Annotated in this window: 20 protein-coding genes and 3 pseudogenes; 5 read left to right on the forward strand and 18 right to left on the reverse strand. The window is 29.7% G+C overall.

What is annotated here, in order from left to right:
• Window positions 1-121: 121 nt before the first annotated feature.
• The 3 genes from ABDZ93_RS16405 to ABDZ93_RS16415 form a co-directional block, all read right to left on the reverse strand.
• On the reverse strand, window positions 122-514 hold the full coding sequence (locus ABDZ93_RS16405; RefSeq protein WP_343827552.1) for an ArsR/SmtB family transcription factor: 393 nt from the start codon (window positions 512-514) through the stop codon (window positions 122-124).
• 321 nt (window positions 515-835) lie between these two features.
• Window positions 836-1,645, reverse strand: coding sequence for a MerR family transcriptional regulator (locus ABDZ93_RS16410; protein ID WP_343827553.1), 810 nt, complete (start codon window positions 1,643-1,645; stop codon window positions 836-838).
• A gap of 224 nt (window positions 1,646-1,869) precedes the next feature.
• A complete protein-coding gene (locus tag ABDZ93_RS16415; protein WP_343827554.1) occupies window positions 1,870-2,418 on the reverse strand; it encodes a flavodoxin family protein in 549 nt (182 codons plus the stop codon).
• A gap of 119 nt (window positions 2,419-2,537) precedes the next feature.
• Between ABDZ93_RS16415 and ABDZ93_RS16420 the strand changes: the two genes are divergently transcribed.
• On the forward strand, window positions 2,538-2,879 hold the full coding sequence (locus tag ABDZ93_RS16420; RefSeq protein ID WP_343827555.1) for a winged helix-turn-helix transcriptional regulator: 342 nt from the start codon (window positions 2,538-2,540) through the stop codon (window positions 2,877-2,879).
• A 126-nt stretch (window positions 2,880-3,005) separates the two neighbouring features.
• Window positions 3,006-3,247: pseudogene (locus ABDZ93_RS16425) on the forward strand (IS3 family transposase); the annotation flags it as partial.
• Window positions 3,248-3,402: 155 nt separating this feature from the next.
• Here the strand turns inward: ABDZ93_RS16425 and ABDZ93_RS16430 are convergent.
• On the reverse strand, window positions 3,403-3,990 hold the full coding sequence (locus tag ABDZ93_RS16430; RefSeq protein WP_343827556.1) for a hydrolase: 588 nt from the start codon (window positions 3,988-3,990) through the stop codon (window positions 3,403-3,405).
• Between the two features lie 505 nt (window positions 3,991-4,495).
• On the opposite strand from ABDZ93_RS16430, the gene ABDZ93_RS16435 reads away from it, so the two are divergent.
• Window positions 4,496-5,047, forward strand: coding sequence for a helix-turn-helix domain-containing protein (locus ABDZ93_RS16435; protein WP_343827557.1), 552 nt, complete (start codon window positions 4,496-4,498; stop codon window positions 5,045-5,047).
• A gap of 321 nt (window positions 5,048-5,368) precedes the next feature.
• On the opposite strand, the gene ABDZ93_RS16440 is transcribed toward ABDZ93_RS16435, so the two are convergent.
• Both ABDZ93_RS16440 and ABDZ93_RS16445 read right to left on the reverse strand, forming a co-directional pair.
• Complete coding sequence (locus ABDZ93_RS16440; protein ID WP_343827558.1) at window positions 5,369-6,238, reverse strand: PhzF family phenazine biosynthesis protein; 870 nt, start codon at window positions 6,236-6,238, stop codon at window positions 5,369-5,371.
• Between the two features lie 131 nt (window positions 6,239-6,369).
• Window positions 6,370-7,419, reverse strand: a complete 1,050-nt coding sequence (locus ABDZ93_RS16445; RefSeq protein ID WP_343827559.1) for an ornithine cyclodeaminase family protein — start codon at window positions 7,417-7,419, stop codon at window positions 6,370-6,372.
• 145 nt (window positions 7,420-7,564) lie between these two features.
• On the opposite strand from ABDZ93_RS16445, the gene ABDZ93_RS16450 reads away from it, so the two are divergent.
• Window positions 7,565-9,016 (forward strand): aminotransferase-like domain-containing protein, encoded by a 1,452-nt coding sequence (locus ABDZ93_RS16450; protein WP_343827560.1) that lies wholly within the window; start codon window positions 7,565-7,567, stop codon window positions 9,014-9,016.
• Window positions 9,017-9,322: 306 nt separating this feature from the next.
• Window positions 9,323-10,672 (forward strand): DUF4317 domain-containing protein, encoded by a 1,350-nt coding sequence (locus ABDZ93_RS16455; protein ID WP_343827562.1) that lies wholly within the window; start codon window positions 9,323-9,325, stop codon window positions 10,670-10,672.
• Window positions 10,673-11,069: 397 nt separating this feature from the next.
• Here ABDZ93_RS16455 and ABDZ93_RS16460 read toward each other — a convergent pair whose 3' ends face one another.
• The 12 genes and pseudogenes from ABDZ93_RS16460 to ABDZ93_RS16515 form a co-directional block, all read right to left on the reverse strand.
• A complete protein-coding gene (locus ABDZ93_RS16460) occupies window positions 11,070-11,618 on the reverse strand; it encodes an MBL fold metallo-hydrolase (protein ID WP_343827595.1) in 549 nt (182 codons plus the stop codon).
• Window positions 11,605-11,832: an MBL fold metallo-hydrolase gene (locus ABDZ93_RS16465; RefSeq protein ID WP_343827563.1), complete on the reverse strand. Its 228-nt coding sequence runs from the start codon at window positions 11,830-11,832 to the stop codon at window positions 11,605-11,607. Before ABDZ93_RS16465 ends, ABDZ93_RS16460 begins: the two co-directional genes overlap by 14 nt.
• Window positions 11,833-12,010: 178 nt before the next feature.
• Window positions 12,011-12,502 carry a prolyl-tRNA synthetase associated domain-containing protein gene (locus ABDZ93_RS16470; RefSeq protein ID WP_343827564.1) on the reverse strand — a complete coding sequence of 164 codons (492 nt, stop codon included), beginning with the start codon at window positions 12,500-12,502 and terminating at the stop codon, window positions 12,011-12,013.
• A gap of 128 nt (window positions 12,503-12,630) precedes the next feature.
• Window positions 12,631-12,831: pseudogene (locus tag ABDZ93_RS16475) on the reverse strand (IS1595 family transposase); the annotation flags it as partial.
• A 77-nt stretch (window positions 12,832-12,908) separates the two neighbouring features.
• Window positions 12,909-14,216 (reverse strand): sensor histidine kinase, encoded by a 1,308-nt coding sequence (locus ABDZ93_RS16480; RefSeq protein ID WP_343827565.1) that lies wholly within the window; start codon window positions 14,214-14,216, stop codon window positions 12,909-12,911.
• The gene (locus ABDZ93_RS16485; protein ID WP_343827566.1) at window positions 14,213-14,899 is read right to left on the reverse strand and encodes a response regulator transcription factor; all 687 of its coding nucleotides are present in this window, start codon (window positions 14,897-14,899) and stop codon (window positions 14,213-14,215) included. The genes ABDZ93_RS16480 and ABDZ93_RS16485 overlap by 4 nt, the downstream gene beginning before the upstream one ends.
• 12 nt (window positions 14,900-14,911) lie before the next feature.
• Window positions 14,912-15,472: a class I SAM-dependent methyltransferase gene (locus ABDZ93_RS16490; RefSeq protein WP_343827568.1), complete on the reverse strand. Its 561-nt coding sequence runs from the start codon at window positions 15,470-15,472 to the stop codon at window positions 14,912-14,914.
• Window positions 15,473-15,846: 374 nt separating this feature from the next.
• Window positions 15,847-15,975 (reverse strand): hypothetical protein, encoded by a 129-nt coding sequence (locus ABDZ93_RS16495; RefSeq protein ID WP_343827569.1) that lies wholly within the window; start codon window positions 15,973-15,975, stop codon window positions 15,847-15,849.
• Between the two features lie 33 nt (window positions 15,976-16,008).
• The gene (locus ABDZ93_RS16500; protein WP_343827570.1) at window positions 16,009-17,664 is read right to left on the reverse strand and encodes a hypothetical protein; all 1,656 of its coding nucleotides are present in this window, start codon (window positions 17,662-17,664) and stop codon (window positions 16,009-16,011) included.
• A gap of 2 nt (window positions 17,665-17,666) precedes the next feature.
• On the reverse strand, window positions 17,667-18,452 hold the full coding sequence (locus tag ABDZ93_RS16505) for an ABC transporter ATP-binding protein (protein WP_343827571.1): 786 nt from the start codon (window positions 18,450-18,452) through the stop codon (window positions 17,667-17,669).
• Window positions 18,453-18,653: 201 nt separating this feature from the next.
• Window positions 18,654-19,154: a helix-turn-helix domain-containing protein gene (locus ABDZ93_RS16510; protein ID WP_343827573.1), complete on the reverse strand. Its 501-nt coding sequence runs from the start codon at window positions 19,152-19,154 to the stop codon at window positions 18,654-18,656.
• Window positions 19,155-19,549: 395 nt separating this feature from the next.
• Window positions 19,550-19,690 (reverse strand): annotated as a pseudogene (locus ABDZ93_RS16515) (MerR family transcriptional regulator); the annotation flags it as partial.

Consider the following 19,690-nt stretch of genomic DNA (forward strand, 5'->3'; position numbering starts at 1 on the left):
AAAGGATTTTAACTCCTAGTCTCGTGACAAATATGCTTCAATCTTTGACTTGTTATTTCTTTTCAAGTGCCTAACTCAAAATATACTTCCCATCTTTGACTTATTATTTATTTTCAGATGCCTAATTATTTTTACATCTATAACTATTTTCAAAGTTATTTCTACACTCTTTTAAATTTTCACAAGTCATTCCACTCTTTTTATATTTAATTAGATTTTCTATATCTTGCTTACATATGTCTATTTTATTTAGCTCATTTTCTAAAAGTTCTTTTATAAATGGAAACTGCTCCAGAGTTTCTTTACTTAATTTATAATATACCCATTGAGCTTTTTTCTCATAGGCTACAATCTTAAGCATACTTAGCTTAGTAAGATGCCTTGAGGCATTTGATTGTGTAACTCCTAATATATGTTCAATTTCACCTACACATAATTCCTCATCTTTTAATAAATTTAATATTCTAATTCTATTTTCATCGCCTAATGCTTTTAGCATTTGTACTACATCCATTTCATGCCTCCTTATGATTTTACAGATAAATGATTATATTCACTTATACTCATATAGTATACTTATTATTTAAAACTGTCAATTTATAATTCCTTATAAAAGTGTAACAACCAATGCTATAATTAGTTTGTATTTATAAAATTCCAATTGATTTTTGATTGCTTACTCAACTACATTCTTACGGTAAAGACTGAAAAAGAAGAAAAACATCAATCATTAATAAAACCTATAGCAAGTAAAATTATCTCAACGGCATATTGATAAAATGGCTGCACATAATGATAACTAAATCATCATGTACAGCCATTTTTTTAAGCTTCTTTATTTTTTTACTGGTATCTGTATTTCGCTCAAATAATCCTCTGTATTCCTTTCATTCCAAGGTCCTTTTATAGCAACTTGACGTGGATTTCCAGCTATACTATATCCATTTTCCTCAATCCAATTTCCTAAAAAATTGTATGCTGGTGCTAAATTAGAATAACCTCCTGGAACTAATATGCTAGCAGCCTGCTCCACTACTTCAGTTTCCTTGAATATATACTCATTTTCATTCTCCATAAGTTTGTCAACGCCCATTAATACCTCTACATCAACTTTACCTTCTTTATAGTCCTCATCGTGATAAGTAGCATAAGCAATGTCGTTGCAAGGAATGTTTTTTGATGTAATGTATTTATCTATCCTTTCCCAAAGCATGCCTTCTGCATTATAAGTTGGTATAGTATCCCTTAAAGAAATAACCTTATAACTAGGTATTGATTTTAATGTAACATTGTAACTCATATTAACCCTCTCCTTTTTCATATCCTTAATGGCGGAGTTGATTTTTTCAAGTCTTATTTCCTCAGCTCTTATATTATTCTTAATTTCTTCACTTTTGACTTTTAAAATATCTTCTAGCTTTTCCTCAGACTTTTCCTTCATAAGTACTGCTATATCAGCTACGTTAAAGCCCATATCTCTCAATGATACTATTAGGTTAATATCTGAAATCTGTTTTGCCGAATAATATCTATAACCTGTGAAATCATCAATTTTAGCAGGCTTAAAAAGTCCAACTTCATCATAATATCTGAGCATACGGACGGATACTCTGGTCAACTTAGAAAAATCTCCAATCTTGAACATAAAATCAACTCCTATAAATTACTGCCATTCGAATGACATCTTTAGAATAATGCCTAACACCATGTGAGAGTCAATATTAAATTTACATTTATAATATATACCACCAATCAATACATTTCAATCCGTGTTTATTTTTGTAATAGCTCTAATCTACTATATTTTAATAGTAAACAAAATAGAAGAAGTATAACCACCATTATCTGAGGATTCTCCTTCATTATTATTTATGAAATATTTCTGCCTATATTTTCTGCACGAACAAGATAGTCAGTAGATAATATATCTCCTTTATTGAGTACTCCTGGAACAACTAACTGACCTCTATCTGTCCATTTTTGATAAGAGCAAATCAGCTTATATGTGGTAATAATACCTTCAAAGGCAGATTCATTATTTTCTTCTCCGCAAACCAGAAGCATACTCTCTTTTATATTTAGTTTCTTTTCTCCAATTATAAATGAATACATTTTATCAATGGCTGCCTTAAGTTGAGACGAAAACGAATACCAATACAGCGGTGTTGCGAAAATAATCACATCTGCTTTTTCTATAAGAGGAACAATATTATTAAAGTCATCATCAAAAGAGCACGGTGTTCCTTTACTGTAGCAAGTATTGCAAGCTATACATCCCTTAATATTTTTTCTACCAACATCACATTTAACTACTTCATGTCCTGCTTTGGTTGCTCCTTTTATAAACGCATCAGCCAATAAATCACTATTGCCTCCGACTCTTGGGCTACCATTTAATACTAAAATATTTTTTTTCATAGTTTATTCATCCTTTCTTAAATTGATATTGTTGACAACAATTTAAGCATAATTTATAATACAATATCAGTAAAGTACGCACATTTAGGTTATATACTAACCAGAAGGGAAGTGTAAAAATGTCTATAGAGAGCTGCAGTGAAACTGGTATAAATGTAATCGATACTGATTTTGGATATACATTATCACTTATAAATGGTAAATATAAAATGATTATCATGTATTGGCTTGCTGAATATAAGTCAGTTATGAGATTTAATGAGCTTCAACGTTCTATTGGCACAATCTCATTTAAAACCTTAAGTAAAACACTTAAAGAAATGGAAGATGACCAATTAATAATACGCAAAGAATATCCTCAAATTCCACCAAAAGTTGAATATAGCTTGTCAGAGCGTGGAAAATCACTCATACCTATTTTAGATATGATGTGTGCTTGGGGTGGAAAAAATCGCTTATAGCCTATTAGAGTATTTTATTTCCTGCTCTATAGTCTTAATGCATCTATGTTATCTCAACGGGTAGATGATATTATATCCAAGCTAATTGAAACATTAATGCAGAATAATAGTCATTTATTGCATCCACAAGCATTTATTCACTCAGATCAAGGGGTTCATTATACTAGTCCTCGTTTTCAAAAACTTCTGAAGAAATATAAGTTAGGTCAATACATATCAAGACGTAGCAACTGTTGGAATAATGCTCCGCAGGAGTTTTCTTTAATCATATGAAAGATGAAATTGACTATAAAGGTTGCGGTGCATTTGAAGAATTACAACCTATGATAAATAAATATATGAATTATTATAATAATTACTGTTGTTAATTAAATAAAAAAAGCTGACTCCTATCCAATATAGAAATCAGCTTTTAGCTACATAGTCTTTTTCAAAATGTCCTTGACATAGGGAGCATTTTAAAATGAAATTATTTTAAGATATCCTTATTTTATATTTATATAATAATAGCTAGAAGTCTTCTCTAGCTATTATAGATCTCCATTTCATTATTAACATATTCCTCGCATGAACGCATAGCTAGAATTGTTTCTTCAAATAACTTATCTAATTCCCATTGGAGCATATCTGCTCCTTGCCTAATTACATCTCGTGAACATCCCGCTGCAAACTTTTTATCCTTAAATTTTTTCTTAACACTTGAAAGCTCCATATCCATAACACTTTTAGATGGACGCATTCGTGCTGCTGCTCCAATCAGTCCTGTAAGTTCATCTACGGCAAATAATACTCTTTCCATGTCATGCTCTGGCTTAGGTTGATCTCCTGCACAAAGACCATATCCATGGCTAGCTGCAGCCCTTATTAATCTTTCATCAATTCCTCTTGCCCTCATAATTTCTTGAGTTTTAGTACAATGCTCTTTTGGATACATTTCAAAATCTAAATCATGAAGTAATCCAACCATAGCCCAAAACTCAGCCTCATCTTCATATCCAAGTTTCTCTGCAAAATACTTCATCGTTCCTTCAACTGTCAAGGCATGTTGTATATGAAATGCCTCTTTATTATATTCATTAAACAAATTCCATGCTTCTTGTCTTGTTATCATAATAATACCCTCCTTTAAGAATTAAACCATATAATATTAGAATAACTTTTTAGTTAAGGCATCTGAAAATAAATAATAAGTCAAAGATGGGACGTATATTTTGAATTAGACAAGGAAACAGGTTCCGCAGATAGTAGCACTATCTAAGGGTTCTGTTGATGCAGTATAAACAGAGTTCTTTGCTTCAGAGGGGGTTTTTACTCCCACTGAAGGTTAGAGTCGTATCCGCTCTTTACTCACACTTTGAAGAAGATGGGAGTATTAGAGCGGGTAGTCATCAGATAACACAAAATAGACGAGCATTCAGACTTATTTATTTTTTAAAGATGCCTAAATACTTTAGCATACTATCCTTCCATGTGATAATAAGATTCCTTCATTCTTCTTGTATACTTTAAATAATTAGGATATAATAATTTACAAACGTTAAATATATTTAATGTTAGCCTTATTTTACATTCGTTAATTATAATTGTCAATACACTTATAGGAGGTTACACCTTAAATGAATATAAATTTTATCATTTCAGAAAACTTAAAGAGGCTTCGTACTGAACGAAATTTAAGTTTAGGTCAGCTTGCTGAATTATCTGATATAAGTAAAGTCATGCTATCTCAAATTGAAAAAGGTAGTACTAATCCAACTATAAATACCTTATGGAAAATAGCAAATGGACTAAAGGTTCCTTATACCTCGCTCCTAGAACAAAAGGAAGAGGAGACTTATATTACAAAGAAGAGTGATATTGAAGTGCAGCTAAATGATGAAGGTCATTATAGGGTATATTGTTACTACACTAGTACACCATACCGTAATTTTGAACTTTTCCAAATTGAACTTGATGAAGGTCACTCGTATACATCATTGGGTCATTCTGAAAAATCACAAGAATATATTATGGTGTTAGAAGGCGAATTAACACTAGAAGTAAACAATAAAATTTATAAATTAAATCCTAATGATTCTATATGCTTCTCTCCCTCTAATCAGCATGTATACTCTAATAATGGAAAGGGTACCTTAAAAGCTACAGTAACAAACTTTTATCCTGTCTAATAATTAGGCAGGATTATTTTTACTATGGCTATTAACCTCTATAATTCAAAATAACTATATTTTATAAATATATATATTTAATATATATTTAATTTTTCAAAAATAATTTTTAATTTGAAATTAAAACAATAGATAATATTAAGACATAGATAGCAACTTATGTAAAAGTTAAGACCTATATGTTATCGCATTTTTATAATTGGATAACATATAGGTCTTAATTAATTTTTAAAATAATGATAAGAATAAATAAAGATGGATATGTACTATTAGTAAAGGTATAAAATATTTTGAGCTAGTAACAGATCCACTTAGTGACAGTTATATTTCAACTTCTATTTCAGAAATATTTAATGCTTTTCCACCTACTCTGACTTCTTCAATCTTATCTCCTAAAGTTGATAGTGAGACCAATATCTCTGAAGGTTTATCCATAGAATAACCTTGTTCAATTATAACATTATCCATATTTTCTTGACTTAGTGCACCATATTTTAGCATATAGCAAGCTAGTGCTCCATTTGAAGTACCAGTGGCAGACTCTTCAGGTATGCCATAAAGAGGTGCAAGATTTCTAGTGTGAGCATTGGAATGATGTAACGATTCAAGTGTAAACAGATGATACCCTACAACATCATATTTTTTGCTGATTGCAGCTACCTTTTCAAAATCAGGTTTAATGCTGCTTAGAATGCTTAAATCTTTAATAGGAACAATAATGTCTTTCAAACCGGTAGATACGATTTGTACTGGGAAATTTGCATCCATTTGAGCTACAGAAATATTTAATGAATCTGCAATTTCTTCTCTGTCTAATGTCTCAAAAAAAAACGGAAGTGACTGATTCATAATAATTGACATATCTTCCTTAGCGTATACGTTAAGAATGCCTGCCTTTGTTTCCTGTGTATAGTGTCCTGGCGTAATACATTTTTTACTTAATAGCATGTAAAATGCGCCTACAGTTGCATGTCCACAAAGATCAACTTCTTCAGCAGGGGTAAAAAATCTTACCTTGAAATCTGCCAGGTCCGACTTCATTACATAGGCAGTCTCACTAAAACCAATTATACCTGCAATCTTTTTCATATCATTTTCTGAGAGATTATCAGCATTAAATACAACCGCCGCTGGATTTCCTCCCTCATTAGATTTTGCAAATGAGTTTAATGTAAATGCTTTTATTTTCATATTTTACCTTTAGTGAAAAAGTGTATCATAAATACCAACCTCCCACTAAATCTATCCCCCTTATACATTTTATATTTTTTATAATTTATTAGTAGCATAAAGTATTTTTACATTTTTTAATGTAAAAGCTTTTATATTTGTATCATTGTACCTATATTCATTTCTTCTGCCTTTAATACAATATATTGCGAAACAGCAATATCCTGTAGTGATATACCAGTGCTGTCGAATATGGTAATTTCTTTATCCACTATGCGGCCCTTAACATTTCCCAGTATTAATTCACCTATTTCAGTCAAATTATTCTTTTCAATTTTACCCACTCTTATGGCATTTTGTGTTTCTCCCACCGTTAATGCCTGTGCTATGTCATCCACATATACAACTGCTTCGTCAAATATTTTTTCATCTATTTCCTGTTTTCCAGCAGTATCAGCTCCCATACAACTGAAATGGGTGCCCGTTCTAACCCATTCTTTTAAAATTAACGGCTTCCGAGAAGGGGTAACAGTAATTACTGCATCAGTTTCTTCTAAAGCTTTAGCTGGACTTTCAATGGCAGTAAATTCAACTGATTCAATTCTCTGCTTCCAGCTGATATTATAAGGATCATTTACATCATTCAAAATTTTACTAAGTTCCACTTTTATAGAATTCTTAAACCTTATGGCACTTTCATATTTTAAAGGATCATATATATATACCTTATTGATTGTCTGAACTTCAGACAGAGTGGCAGCTATTTGAAAGATTGCTTGAACTCCTGTTCCTACAACCATCAGTGTTCTTGAATCATTTTTTGTTAGATACTTAACACCTACTGCACCTGCAGCTCCGGTACGCATTCCTGTCAAATAGCCTGCATTAATAATAGCTTTAGGAAATCCATTATTTAAATCAAATAGCATGGTAAGCCCAGTTACAGTTGGAAGTCCGAGCTTTGCGTTATCACCAAACCATGAAACTAACTTTAAACCAAAAACATCTTCCTCATTAAGCATACTAGATTTAATATCTATTTCTGCTCTGCCCTGAAAAATTTCCTCTGATATCATGGAAAATATTCTCCCCCGATTATCAGCTTTCGATACATAGGCTTGTTCTACGCATGCTACTGTATTCTTAATATCGAGAATCCTTCTAATATCATCGTCACCGAGAACTCTTATTGGAATCAACACTTATCACTTCCTTCTAAAATTATAAATTTATAAATTTATAAATATAATTATATTTTGAAAGCAATGAAAAGTCTCCAACCATTCTTGGTTGTTTTTTAACCAACCAAATGATATATTAATGATAATATTATCTGGAGGTATAATTATGTTTAATATAAATTGGAAACCTGACAGAAATGATTCCACTCAGTTGCATATACAAATCGTTAGATACATGAAGGATAAAATAGCCAGTGGAGAATGGCCGGTAGATTTTAAATTACCCAGTCAAAGGACACTTTCTGAAATCTTTGGCGTTAATAGAAGTACCGTTGTAGCTGCAATAGAAGAACTAACTGCTGAGGGTCTTTTAAATGGAAATGCAGGAGGGGGTACGAGGGTAATAAACAATACATGGACATTAATGTCTATTCATCATTCCCACAACTGGAATCCGTATATCTCCTCAGGAGTACATCAAGCCAATCAAAGAATAATACAACAGATTAATGTGGCTGAATTCCAACCAGATATTATCAAAATGGGGTCTTGTGAACCGTCTCCTGAGTTAATTCCTAACGAAATGATTCAGAAAACATTGGAAAAGCTATCTAAATCTATGAAACCCTTAGGTTACGAAGAACCAAAAGGAGCGCTTTATTTAAGAAGAGAGATATGTGCATATCTTAAAACATTGGGCATTGAGGCTGAGCCTGACTCAGTTCTGATTACTTCCGGAGTATTGCAGGCACTTCAGCTTATTTCCCTTGGACTTTTGAACACAAACTCAGTAGTTTATTTAGAAAAGCCATCATACCTCTATTCTCTGAGAACTTTTCAATCCTTTGGATTACAACTCTCTGGAATACAACTTGATGAAGAAGGCATTGATGTAAAAGAATTGATTAACCGTCATCAACGAAGAAAAGGATCTATGCTGTTTTCAATACCTACCTTTCAAAATCCTACAGGTAATGTAATGTCACTTGAGAGAAGAAAAATGCTTATAAATGCCTGTGATATAGAACGACTGCCTATTATCGAAGATGACGTATACAGAGAGCTTTGGTTTGATGAACAGCCGCCACCACCACTAAAGGCATTTGATAAAAACGGGCTTGTATTATATACGGGAGGCATATCAAAGAATCTATGCCCTGGTCTTAGGATTGGATGGGTTGTAGGACCAGAAAAAGTTATTGAAAGACTAGCGGATATAAAAATGCAAACGGATTATGGATCTAGCTCGCTTTCTCAAAATGTAACTGCAGAACTTTTTTCAAGCGGTCTGTATTATCAGCATAACGATATAATGAGAAAAAACGTAAGGATCCGAAGAGATGTTACTATTGGAGCATTAAAAAAGTATTTTACTGGCATGGCCACCTGGAATATTCCAGCTGGAGGGTATTTCATTTGGCTTAAGCTGAATGAAGGTATCTCCATGCATGAGTTTTTCGTAAAAGCCTTAAGTAAAAAAATACTTGTTTTTCCTGGATATTTGTATGAATTTCACTCCAATCATCATATAAGAATTTCATATTCTTATGCCTCTCTTAAGGAAATAGAATATGCAATTAAAACTCTTGCAGAATTAGTATCAGAACAATTAGGTTAAGTGAGCCAGTCAATTTTAATTACTCCTTCACTTTTTCTAACTCCTTACCTTGGCATAAACGGCTACGGCGGACTTTGAAAGTTCAAGCCCAAGACAATATCCATTTGTTGATGAACCTTTTTTAATGCGATTATACTGATGTTTATTGAAATGGGATTTAATGCTTATTATTTCCATATCATCTGATTTAAGTTCACCTAATAAAATCTTTAATTAATATAAAAAAAATACTATACTTAAGTTAGTATCCAAATCTTTGATTTGGTTTACCTACAACTAGAAAATACCAGATTGAGGGGTTTATATATGAGAAAAAAAGATATACTTGAGTTAAAAAGACGTTTAAAAAAAGATCAATGCACCTTTACTAAGATATGTGGTTGCTATGTTAATGGAGAGAAACATGTTATTTTAAAGTTTAGAGAAACTTTTCTAAACTTAGATGATGATGAATACTTTAAATACTTAGAAATTGCTAAAAAAGTGCTGTCTGGAACTATTGGGAATAATATTTTAGAACTTAACTTTCCAACTAATGAAGATTATATAAATGAAAGACAAATTTCTCTTATGCAGCTTAAAAAAAGTAAATTAAAGGATGATGCTCTCCTTGATGATTTTTATAAATCGATTATAGATAATTATGATTATACTGGTAATTTTATAATACTTGTTTTTCATGACGCTTATGATGTCATTACTAAAACCACTGATAATGCAAAAATAGATGAATCTGAAGAAGTATATGAATATGTGTTATGTGCAATATGTCCTGTTTCACTTTCAGATCCTGGTCTTAGATACGCTGAAGGAGAAAACAAAATAAAAGCACGTATTAGAGATTGGGTGGTTGATGCCCCAACTAATGGCTTTGTGTTTCCTGCCTTTATTGATCGTAGTACAGACGTTAACTCTATAATGTATTACACAAAAAATGCAAAGGATACACATCCTGAATTAATGGAAAATGCTTTAGGTTGTTATTCAAAACAGACTGCTACTATACAAAAAGAAACATTTGAGTCGATTATTAAAGACTCCTTAAGTGATAATGAAAAGAAAGCTGATAAAACTTTTATGGAAATACAAGAAAACCTAAATACTATGATAGATGAATACAATTCTATATATGATGACACAGATTATGAACCTATAACCTTAACAAAGAAGGATATACAAAACCTTTTAATAGAAAGTGGAGTTCCTGAAGAAATTACTACTAAGATCGAAGAGTCCTATGTAGAAAACTTTGGTGATGATCTTCCTTTAGTGGAAAATTTAATTGACATAAAAGCACTTAAGGTAAATGCGCAAAGAAAAAAGGAAGAAGACCTTCAGAAACAGGTAGAAGTACTTCAAGATAAACTTGAGCAAGTTAAACAAGAGGCTGCTGTAGATGATGAAACTCACCTATCTACAGAAGTTAAGGATGATAATGTGGTTTTAGAAGAAACTTCAGAAACTGATTTAGAAGAAACTCACGATACAAATTCAGAAGACAATAAAGTTACTCCTAACTATGACGTTATACTTCAAGTAAAACCTGAAAAAATATCTCAAATAAAATCTCAAATAATTGATGGCCAAAAGTATATAGTTATTCCTATTAATGAGGATGAACAAACTACAGTTAATGGCTTAGATGATTTAATTTAAGGTAGGCATCTGAAAATAAATAACAATTCAAAGATGGAGTAAAGAGCGGCTACGACCCTGGATAACGATTTCTCCTAAAGGACAACGACTTCTAAGTATCGAAAATACTGATACTAAGAATTCTGTTAGTAAGCTTCAGTGGGAGTAAAAACTCCCTCTGAAGCAAAGAACTCTGTTTATTAAAATTGTAACTATATAGTGTTCTTAACTTTTCCGTATAAATTAATTCTGAGTTTTAACCTCATTTACCTATGATACGGTTCACCGTCAACAATTAACTCGCAAAATTTATATAGAAGTATAAAATAGAATATCTGAAAAGACACATCAATTTAAAGTAAAATTTATGTGCCTTACCTCTACTCCATTATATTAAATCTATTTGCTAAATTGAAATTTACATTTGAATTTGAAAACCATCAAACTCAAATGTTTGACCACAATGCCTTAACTTTCCATTGTCTTCAATTTCATTAAATGCACTTTGTATCCTTGTTAGCATATCTATTTCTATATCTAATTTGTGATGAGCAGGAAGAAGTCGCTTTGCAGGTATCGTGGATAACTTATCAACTGAGACTTTATATTGTGTAGGGTCAGAAGTAGGGAAAAAAGCAATCATTTTTCCTTCATAAATCAAATCTCCAGTAAACAAATAGCCCGTTTGGCTTTCATAAAAACACATATGTCCTGGCGAATGTCCTGGCGTGTGCAATACCTCTAATTTTCTGCCGCCAAACTCAATCATATCATGGTCTTTCAAAATTCTATCTGGTTTCCCTTGAAAAATTTGATAAGATTCAATATTGAAATCTTTCAGTATTTCGCATGGCTGTTCTATGACTAATGTTTTGATATAGTCTAATGAAAGCGGAAACGCACCATTTATCCATGATTCCTCATCTTCATGGACAAAGAAATGTTCAAATAGCTTATGTCCACCAATATGGTCCCAATGTGTGTGTAGATACTACAGTAACTGGATTCTTTGTTAATTTATTTATTTCATTTAATATATTTCCAATACCCATACCGCTGTCAATTAAAAGGCTTTCTCCGTTACCAATTAATAAATATGCATGTGTTTCTTCCCAATGCTTATATTCACTTATCGCATAAGTAAATTCATCAATTTTCTCTATTGTAAACCAATCATTCATTTTATTCTCACTCCTCAAATTCTTATTTATTTGGCTATGTTTTAATATAGTGTTGAAATATAGCCAAATAAAAATTATAGGTGGGATTGTCCACCTATAATGCTCAATATACGAATATTATGTACTTAACTGTACCTTTTATATCTTGGTTAATTTTTACAGTGAGTTATTTAGAACTTTAAATTTTTATATAGCTAATATTATTTCCATGATTTTTTATTATAAATTCTAAATCTTGTGGACAAATCCAAACAGTCGCTGTATTATCATTTGGATGAACTCCAATGCGTTCAAATAATAAAATATCTTTATCAAAAACCACATGAACCCTACAATCAGTATCATTTAGAATTCCCAATGGAGTTACAGAGCCTTTGCTTAATTCCATATATTTTTTCAAGTCTTCTTCTGACGCAAAACTTAACGGCCTACAATTTAGTTCATTTCTAATTTCTTTCAAATTCACTTGCTTATTTTTTTGAAGAACTATCAAAAAATATATTTTCTTTTTATCATCTCGAACAAATAAGTTTTTAACTACTTCATTATCGCTGTCAATATTTAATTTATCCATTTCATCTATAGTATATACTGCTGGATGTTCAATAATATCATATTGAATACTCATACTTTCCATAGCATCAATTACTTTCTTGCGAATATTATTCATTTGCTACTTTCCTCCTACCTATCAAATATATCTCTTATAGGTTTTCTTCACAATAAATTACTATTGTTCATTAGATTATAGTTTTTAATAACACTTGTTATAACATAATTTACAAAATATCACACATGCTATACATGCATTGGCTCTCTATTTTTCAAATCTTTTATTTTGATATATGAATGGGTTACATTGCTTTGAACCATAAAGTTCTTAGCCTTTATTATCTCTTTATCCGTATCAAATATTTGAAGCCATTTGAACCACTTAATATAATTACTTATACATTTTGTTGCAACACCATTAAACCTATTCATCCATTTCTCTAAATTCATCTTCGTACTTACTCATTAGTATACCTCATTTCTCTAATTTGATTATATCATCAATTAGACAGAGGTGTTACAACTTAAGTATAGCAGGTCAAAGGTAGCATTACATTAAATTCTATAATATCATCTTTTAAATCAACTTTAATATCTCCATTATGAAGTTCAACTATCCTTTTTACAATAGATAAACCTAAACCTGTACTATCTTGTTCTTTTCTTGACTTATCAACTTTATAAAATCGTTCAAATATATTATATAAATCCCCTCTAGATATATTCTCTACCCTATTTGCTACAGAAATAACAACATAATCATTTTCTTCAAACATCCTTACTAATACTTTAGTATTTTTTATACTATACTTCTTTGCATTAGTGAGAAGATTTTCTAAAACTCTTACAATCTTTTCTATATCAACATTTATAAATATATCTTTATCAACTATATCCTTATATATTTCTAATCCTTCCTTATTAAATATAGGAATGTATTCTCCAACTAATTGCTCTATTAGAGATCCTATTTCAACATTGCTGTAGTTTAATTTAATATCATGACTATTTAGCTTTGTAAATTCAAAAAGTTCATTAATTAACTTATTAAGACTCTTAGTTCTTTCATCTATAACTCCAATATAACTATCAAACTTCTTCTTATCTTTAAATCCATTCTTTTTAAGCAAATCTACATATCCTATAATAGATGTAAGTGGGGTTCGTAAATCATGAGAAACATTTGTTATTAATTCATTTTTATTTTTTTCAATAACTTTTTCATTATCTATTTTCTCACGTAGTTCTAGAGACATATTATTTATGCTTTCACAAAGTTCCGCTAATTCATCCTTCCCCTTAATCTCAATAGTTTTACCAAAGCCGTTATCTTTAATTACTTTAACTTCTCTAGTTAAAAACTTAATATATTTAACTTTTTTATTTACAAGGACTAAAAAAACAAATAAAAATGTCCCAACACCTAAAAAGAAAAGCATATAACCTGAGTTTATTGCTATAAAGTAATTATTGACTATATACTCAATAACATTAGGACATACCTTAAATATTATTGAAATGATAATTATGACTATTTCAACACCGGCTATAATTGACACTATAACAGTTAATATTAAATATAAACTGATTTTATTAAAATTAATATTCCTAAATTTTTTAGTATTAAATATAATAATAGTAGCTAAGAACACAACCAAAGCAAGGATTTTAAAGAAATTCACTCCCTCAACAGGCAAGCCTAAATCAATATTCCCACTTTGCTGATTAGCTACCAAAATTGCGTAACCTTCGCCAATAATAATTTGAGATAAAAGGAATCCAACAAGTACCCCTAAAATCAAATTCATTTTAACCTTTTTGAAATTAATCATATCTTATAACCCACTCCCCATATAGTTTTTATATATACAGGTGATTTAGGATCAGCTTCAATTTTTTCCCTTAGATTTGTTATATGCACCGTAACAGTATTATCAGATTTGAAAAATTCTTCTTTCCAAACCTCTTCATATATTTTTCTTATACTTAAAACAATTCCTTTATTTCTTGCAAGTAATTCTAAAATATCAAACTCCTTTGGAGTTAATCTTACTTCCTTTTCTCCAACCCAAATCTGCCTAGTATCAGTATTAATAGTTAAGTCACCAATTTCTATAATAACTTTTTGACTATTTGACTCAGTATTATATTTTTGATATCTCCTAAGCTGAGATTTTACCCTAGCAATAAGTTCTAATGGATTAAAAGGTTTTGTAATATAATCATCTGCACCAGCTGTTAATCCATGTATTTTATCCATATCTTCTGATTTTGCTGATATCATAATTATTGGCATTCTCTTATCTTTTCTTATTCTAATGCATGCTTCTATGCCATCTATTTGTGGCATCATAATATCTAAAAGTATTAATTCAATGTTTTTTTCCTCAATAATCTCAATGGCTTTTTTTGCATTCTCAACCTTTATGGTTTGGAAACCCTCATTTTCTAAATATATGCTTAATAAATTTCTTATATTTTCGTCATCATCAACTATAAGAATATAACCTTTCATTTTATCTACTCCTTATATTTCATTTATGCAAGTAAAAACATATGCTGGTGGAATATTGAAAAACTCCTTTTTAATCTTAATGTTTTTAAAATAATTACTTATTAATGATATTTTTAGTTTTGTATATTGAAAGGTAATAAATACACCACCATTACTTAATATACTTTTAGTTTTTTCTAATATTATTTCTGTCATCTCTCTTGGCAAACTCGCAAATGGTAACCCAGATACAATATAATTTACCTTATTTATATCATATTTAGTTATATAATAGTCAATATTTTCTGCTGAATCATTTATTATATGGACATTTTCCATATCTTCGTATTTACTTCTTAATATCCTATAAAATTCCTCATTGTATTCTATTAAAATAATTATTGTATTTTTATTACGTCTTTTTAATATTTCTTCTGTAAATATCCCTGTTCCTGGACCAAATTCAACTATGCAACCACATTTATTAAAATCAATGTTTCCAATCATTTTACATGCTAACTTCTTTGAACTTGGTAAAATTGCTCCAGTAGTTCTTGGATGTAAAATATATTGAATTAAAAATCTATTCTTCACAACAAACCCCTCCATAATTAGATTAATAGCCTAATTATAGAACCTAGATATTAAAAAATATCCCTTAAAATTATTAAGGTTTATTAAGATTACCATAACATCCAATCAAAATAGTACCTAATAAAACTTGAGATTGTAATTTAATTTGTAATATTGTATTTTAGCTTCGACCAACATAAAAATAAAAGGATGCTTTCTTATTAACCAATATTAATAAGAAAATATCCCTTTGAATTATAACCTTAATAACTTTTCTTTATTTACTATTCTTCTTATACTTTTATCTGAAAGATAATAAATCTTTGTTAATTCAATAATAGTAGTACCATTAATGTATTTATTGAAAATTTCAGCATCCCTAAGTTTTAGATTTTTTAAGAATTATAAAATTCTTCATTTTTCTCATAATACTCATGCTCTAAAGCATTTAGTTTTCCTGAAACCTCCATTAAAGCTCTAGTAAATTCTCTTTTGTATTTTTCTAATCTCTCATCATCTAACATAATATGCCTCTCCTTAGTATTATTTCCACTATATTATATTCCTATATCTTCCCAGCTTATTTTAAAGCTGATTTTCCAAATAATTATATTAATTACAAAAAGGATTGCTATAAATGCTCCTACATAGGTAATATTATTTCTAATTATTATGTGTATTGCAGCAAATATCCCAATAAGCACTAATGTAATCGCCCCTGGGCCTATAAGCTTACCAGTATCAGTTGTAGCAAATTTCACACTAAAAGGCATCATCTTATTTGACAGTTTAAAATAAACTAATGATGATATTAAAAGGACTAAAAACATTACAATTAAGTCTAAGATTATTGATGGTCCCTTTAATATTAAAAACACTATAGCCGTAAATAAATAAACTGGTATAACTAATTTAAATAAGGTTCCTTTTATTGCTCCTTTTAATATTACTCCTGGATCTTTTATTGGTAATACCTTATATATAAATGCACCTTTGTAATTATCGCTATTATTTATATAAGCAGTGCAGAAGCATAGCATTAATACAGTTAAATACATTAATAAATGTACTTTTCCACCATAGCTTGTTTGAATAGTTTCAATAAAGGATTTATCTCTATCTGTAAAAATAAATAAAACTGGCATAAATACAGCCATTGAAAGAGAAGGATATACCTTAAGCTTAAAGTTTCTTTCTGTAGATATCATATTTTTAGTAAATGTAAACATGCTTTTTTCAACTTTATCTTTGCAAATTATTCCTGCTATAAAATCTTTTCTTATTTTATCTCCACCTCTTATAGCTCCCCCATTATCATTTAGTTTTTGAAGGTTCTTTTCAAAATATGGTACTACCTTCTTAACATAAAGGATAATTAGTATTACTGGAGCTAATATTGCCATTACAGATAAAAATATTAAAAAAGGATTTTTATTTTCATCTATTAATATTCCAAAAGGAGCTGCAAACCACATAGATGGAACTAAACTATGCCAAAGCTTAGGTACATAAATAGCCGTAATATCTATAGTAGTAAAAAATCTATTAAATAACTGATACCCAAAAGCAAATAAAAATGCTAATAATATTTGAAAGTAATTTATAATATCCTTTAGCTTTTCTCCATCAAAGAACTTTAAAACTAAAGTATATAAAAATGCTGTTATTACTACAACTAATAAAGCTATTAGTATATTTTCCATAAAAAATATTGGTAAAAATATCACTCCATATTTTATTGTTCCAAAAACTAAAGGTATTAAATTAAGAGACAAAGATATACCAAGTAGATACATACATATATGAGTAAGCTTGGCAGCATTAAAGGTTTTACTATCTACAGGCTTTGGTAATAGTATATTTTTTTCCTTTACATCTAATAAAACAGCTGAAAAATCTGATATCATAAGTGATACCATCATAAATAGATTTACACCTATAACAATATTTATATTTTTTAAGGCTGGCATATCAACTAACATTAACATTCCAATAAAAATGCTTAAAAATCCGTTAAAAAGAAGTAGGTGCGTATAATTATTCTTATCTTTATTTTCGGAAGATTTATTATTTGTGAAAACAGTACTTACTCTGCGTCCATCCATAGTTAATTTTATTTGCAAAATCATGCGCATAATATCATAATTAACACCGGCTTTTTTATACAGACCTTTAAATTTATCTAATAGTCTTAATATGGCAAATTCATTCATAGCTATACCTCTTGAACTAAAGACACAAACTCTTTAGCAATTTGTCCGTGTTCATTAAATCCTGTTAATTCATTGAATACTTCTTCTAAAGAGCTTTCCTTTTCACTATTTTTAAGCTCCTGAAAACTTCCATCTGCAGCTATTGTTCCATTATCAATAAGTACAATTCTATCACTTACCTTCTCCACAACATCCATTATGTGTGAAGAATAAAATATAGTTTTTCCTTCCTTTGCAAGACTACTCATAACTTCTTTAAATATCATTACACTATTAGCATCTAGCCCACTTAACGGCTCATCAAAAAATAATATATCTGGATTATGAATTAAACTACATATTATTAGTAGCTTTTGCTTCATTCCTTTTGAATACGAAGATATTCTTGAGTTTATAACTCCTTCAATTTTAAATAACTTCATAAGCTTTTTTGCTTTTTCAATAAGGGTATTTTGATCTATGCCATATACTCCACCTAAAAAGCTTATATACTCAAATGCAGTTAAATTTTCATATATATCAGCAAGCTCTGGAACATATCCAATTTTCTTCTTGTACTCTACACTTCCATTACTTATATCTTGTCCTAATATTTTTACCTGTCCTGTATAGCCTTCTATTATACCAAGCATTATTTTTATAGTTGTACTCTTACCAGCACCATTAGTTCCTATATATCCTATTATTTGTCCTCTCTGTATCTCTAAATTTATTCCATTTAAGACACGTTTATCTCCAAAGTTCATTTTAAGATCTTTAATTGATATTATACTTTCTAAATTCTCCATAAGCTTTTCCACCTCAAAAACACAATATGTGTAAAATTAGTATTTTTTACACCTTATACACTAATATAGTACCAAATAAATGAGTTATTGTAAAATAAAGGTTTATATTTTATAAAAAATAAGATAGACTTATTTTAAAGCCTATCTGTCAAAACTTTCTTTTCTCAAACTTTTAACTTCTTCTATATTATTTTAACAAGATTATCTCTTATCTTTATTTGAATTTCTTATTGAGTACTTTACCCAGGCATTAAATATAAGAAGTATTCCTATAACAAGATAACCTGCACTGATAGCTTTAATAAATCCCGCAAAAAATTGTTCATAAGCTTTTATACCTGGTTTATATATTGCAGAATAAATTACTGTAATAAATGATATCAATAATGCACATAAGCCCCCAACTAATGATTCATTTCTTTTTAGTTTTTGAATTTCATTAAGTAATAAAATTGTATTTTTATTATTTTCCACCTCTTCATTTTCCTGTTCAATATATTCACCCTTTAGTAATTCATTAACTGAAACCTCCAACACTTTACTTATTCCTTCAAATAATGAACTATCAGGCATACACTTACCACATTCCCACTTTGAAACTGATTTATCAGTTACATTTAGATATTCTCCAAACTCTGCTTGAGTCATTTTTTTATTTTTTCTAGCTTCTGCTATAAATCGTCCAATTTTTTGTGTATCCATAATAACACCTCCCTTTAATAATATGATAATCCAAAAGCTACTATATTCAAACCCACCAAAGGTAGAGTATGTAGAATATAAGTAGAGTATAGTAATTTCACTACTTATTACTGTTTGTAATTTCATTTTTATACGTAAAATTTAATTGCTTAACACATTTTAATTTTACATATCAAATCTTTACTCAATTATTTGTGATACAGTTCTCCGTATCAGTTGCAGATGATAACACTTTTAGTACATCCGTTAGTAGTATTACGAAAAATCGCATAATTCACTTTCTTGAATTACGCGATTTTTAGCTTCTAATTATTTAATTGCAGTTCATTTTTTGAGTATCTACGTTAATACTTGTAACTTTCTTTCTGTATGTCAAATCCTTCATAGTTTTCAATTCACGACTTACTATTTTCAGAATAAAACTTTAAAGCTTCTCCAATAAATTTAGATGCACCACTGCCATATTGCTTATCAATGGCTTTTATCCATGTGGAGTTTGATAAATAAAGCTCTGCCGTATAGCCCAAATGATTCTC

Source organism: Clostridium subterminale (assembly GCF_039521425.1).
Lineage (GTDB): Bacteria > Bacillota > Clostridia > Clostridiales > Clostridiaceae > Clostridium_J > Clostridium_J subterminale.

Excerpts from the sequence above, each read along its gene's own strand:
- ABDZ93_RS16405 (WP_343827552.1), bottom strand. The coding sequence starts at position 514 with ATGGATGTAGTACAAATGCTAAAAGCATTAGGCGATGAAAATAGAATT.
- ABDZ93_RS16410 (WP_343827553.1), bottom strand. The coding sequence starts at position 1,645 with ATGTTCAAGATTGGAGATTTTTCTAAGTTGACCAGAGTATCCGTCCGT.
- ABDZ93_RS16415 (WP_343827554.1), bottom strand. The coding sequence starts at position 2,418 with ATGAAAAAAAATATTTTAGTATTAAATGGTAGCCCAAGAGTCGGAGGC.
- ABDZ93_RS16420 (WP_343827555.1), top strand. The coding sequence starts at position 2,538 with ATGTCTATAGAGAGCTGCAGTGAAACTGGTATAAATGTAATCGATACT.
- ABDZ93_RS16430 (WP_343827556.1), bottom strand. The coding sequence starts at position 3,990 with ATGATAACAAGACAAGAAGCATGGAATTTGTTTAATGAATATAATAAA.
- ABDZ93_RS16435 (WP_343827557.1), top strand. The coding sequence starts at position 4,496 with ATGAATATAAATTTTATCATTTCAGAAAACTTAAAGAGGCTTCGTACT.
- ABDZ93_RS16440 (WP_343827558.1), bottom strand. The coding sequence starts at position 6,238 with ATGAAAATAAAAGCATTTACATTAAACTCATTTGCAAAATCTAATGAG.
- ABDZ93_RS16450 (WP_343827560.1), top strand. The coding sequence starts at position 7,565 with ATGTTTAATATAAATTGGAAACCTGACAGAAATGATTCCACTCAGTTG.
- ABDZ93_RS16455 (WP_343827562.1), top strand. The coding sequence starts at position 9,323 with ATGAGAAAAAAAGATATACTTGAGTTAAAAAGACGTTTAAAAAAAGAT.
- ABDZ93_RS16465 (WP_343827563.1), bottom strand. The coding sequence starts at position 11,832 with ATGAATGATTGGTTTACAATAGAGAAAATTGATGAATTTACTTATGCG.
- ABDZ93_RS16470 (WP_343827564.1), bottom strand. The coding sequence starts at position 12,502 with ATGAATAATATTCGCAAGAAAGTAATTGATGCTATGGAAAGTATGAGT.
- ABDZ93_RS16480 (WP_343827565.1), bottom strand. The coding sequence starts at position 14,216 with ATGATTAATTTCAAAAAGGTTAAAATGAATTTGATTTTAGGGGTACTT.
- ABDZ93_RS16485 (WP_343827566.1), bottom strand. The coding sequence starts at position 14,899 with ATGAAAGGTTATATTCTTATAGTTGATGATGACGAAAATATAAGAAAT.
- ABDZ93_RS16495 (WP_343827569.1), bottom strand. The coding sequence starts at position 15,975 with ATGTTAGATGATGAGAGATTAGAAAAATACAAAAGAGAATTTACTAGA.
- ABDZ93_RS16500 (WP_343827570.1), bottom strand. The coding sequence starts at position 17,664 with ATGAATGAATTTGCCATATTAAGACTATTAGATAAATTTAAAGGTCTG.
- ABDZ93_RS16505 (WP_343827571.1), bottom strand. The coding sequence starts at position 18,452 with ATGGAGAATTTAGAAAGTATAATATCAATTAAAGATCTTAAAATGAAC.
- ABDZ93_RS16510 (WP_343827573.1), bottom strand. The coding sequence starts at position 19,154 with ATGGATACACAAAAAATTGGACGATTTATAGCAGAAGCTAGAAAAAAT.